2 protein-coding genes are annotated in these 2,165 nt (G+C 67.9%); both read right to left on the bottom strand.

The annotated features are described in order from the left end of the window. Positions 1–710, bottom strand: a 710-nt coding sequence (istB, locus tag JJ683_RS18665; RefSeq protein WP_200176316.1) for an IS21-like element helper ATPase IstB, incomplete at its 3' end; no start/stop codon positions are given. Continuing rightward, positions 707–2,035, bottom strand: a complete 1,329-nt coding sequence (gene istA / locus JJ683_RS18660) for an IS21 family transposase (protein ID WP_200176317.1) — start codon at positions 2,033–2,035, stop codon at positions 707–709. The genes istA and istB, both read right to left, overlap by 4 nt. Positions 2,036–2,165: the final 130 nt, after the last annotated feature.

Genomic DNA, 2,165 nt, shown 5'->3' with positions numbered 1-2,165 from the left:
ACGACGGAGCGGTGGAGGAGGCGGTCGAGCATGGCCGCGGCGACGGTGGTGTCGCCGAGGATCTCGCCCCAGGCGCCGACGGGTCTGTTCGTGGTGATCACGATCGAGGTCTTCAGGTAGCGCTGGTTGATGACTTGGAACAGCGCTGATGCGGCTTCAGCGGGCAGGGGGAGGTAGCCGAGCTCGTCGATGATCAGCAGGGTGGGGCCGGCGAAGAACCGCATCATGGTGGACCACTTGCCCTCGATCGCGGCGCGGTGGCAGCGGGCGGCGAGGTCAGCGGCGGAGGTGAAATAGACCCGATAGCCGGCGTTGATCGCGGCGTGACCGAGGCCGGTGGCGATGTGGGTCTTGCCCACTCCGGGCGGCCCGATCAGCAGCACGTTCGTCGCGTTCTCGAGAAACCGGCAGGTCCCCAGCTCTGCCAGGAGGTGAGGGTCGATACCCGAGGCGGCATCGTGGTCGAAGTTCTCCAGGGTCGCGCCGGTGGGGAGGTTCGCGAAGCGGAAACGGCCCGCAAGGCGGCGCTTTTCGGTTGCGGTGACCTCAATAGCCAGCAGCCGTTCCAGGGCGTGGGTGAGGGTCCAGTCCTCGGCCTGGGCCTGGTCGAGGATGCCGGGCAAGGCTTCGGCGGCGTCGGCGAGCTTGAGCTCGGTGAGGTGGCCGCGGAGCTGCTGATAGACGCTCTGGGTGGTCTTGATAGTGGTCATGTCAGGGTGTTCCTGTTCTTCGCGGCCTGCTCATAAGCGGCAAGGTCGATCACGGTGGCAGTCGGGGCGGAGGGACTGGTCAGGGCCTGTGCGGCGGCCAGCGCGGCGGTGCCCGGTGGGATGCGTTCCTTGCGGCGGTGGGGCCGTCCGGGTGGCGCGGAGGCCAACGCGATCATCTCCAGCGCGGTGACGTGCTGGTCGGTCCGCTGCGTGATGCCCAGACCCGCCTCGGCCAGACGGTGACGGGCGAGCATCGTGCCGGAAGTGGTGGTGATCTCGATGTCGGCCGCGCCGAGATGCTGATGGACGCTCACCGTGGCCATGGCGAGCTCGGGAGGGACGGAGTAGCGGTTGCCGCGCCAGTGGATCAGCGCCTGCCGCGAAACGGTCCGCTGCTCGGTCACCACCACCGGGAACGCCATCGCCGGAAGGGGCCGTAGCCGTTCAGCAGCGCGCATCTGTGCCGCGGTCGTGGTCCCGGTCGCGCTCTCACGGCGTCTGTCGTCCTGCCGAGCCGCAAAGGCTTCGAGGGAGGACTGGGCCTGCTCCGCGGTGATCTCGTCGGGCAGGGTCCGCCACCAGCGCTGGGCAGCGGTGTGATTGTTCTTCTCGACCACGCCCTTGCGGTTCCCCGAGCGGGGTCGGCAAGCGACGGCCTGGACCCCGTGATGCTTCGCGAACGCGGAGAACATCGAGGTCAGGTCCCCGGTGGCGGGGTCCAGCACGGTCCGCATCCGATCAAACCGCCATACCCGCGTCAGCCCGCCCAGCAGGGAAAGGACGGTTGTCATCGCGGCGAGCAGATGGGGCAGGTCCATCGAGGGGGCGATCGCTGCCCGCCAGACACCGGAGTGCGCGAGTGACCCGACCAGTACGAACGCCCGCTTCGTCGGGTAGCCCCAGTGCTCAGGTGCGTCGGGCAGCTCGAGCCAGTCGAACTGGGTCTCCTCCCCAGCAGGGTGCTCGATCACCGCGTTCGGCCGCTGGGTGACGTGGGCGCAGGCCTGGCAGGCCGGCCGCAACGAACGGTCACGAATATGCCGGGTCAGCGACTGGTAGGAGCCTTCGAATCCCAGTGGCTGCAGCTCGTCCAGCAAAGTCACGGCCCACAGGTGCGGGTCCTCGATCAGCCGGGCGGTGACGTAGTCGATGAACGGCTCGAACGCGTCCGGGGCGGCACGCTTTCGGACTCCGGGCTCGCGGTCGCCGCGGAGGTAGGAACGGATGGTCTTGCGGTCATGGCCGGTACGACGGGCGATCTCACTGATCGTGATTCCCCGCCGATGTAGAGCGTGGATGTCCACGCTGCTCCTCTCTGAGAGCATGATCGTAGGGCCTCCCTGGAAGGCTGGTGTGTGGTCAGAGACCACCAGCATCCAGGGAGGCCCGCCTCATGCGACGGAGCGACCCAGACTGGGGAATTTCGGTGAGCACAACTGGGGAATTTCAACGAGC

Origin of the sequence: Tomitella cavernea (genome assembly GCF_016599145.1) — a bacterium.
Taxonomy (GTDB): domain Bacteria; phylum Actinomycetota; class Actinomycetes; order Mycobacteriales; family Mycobacteriaceae; genus Tomitella; species Tomitella cavernae.
Note: the sequence above shows the minus strand (reverse complement) of the source record. Positions and strands in the feature narration are given on the sequence as shown.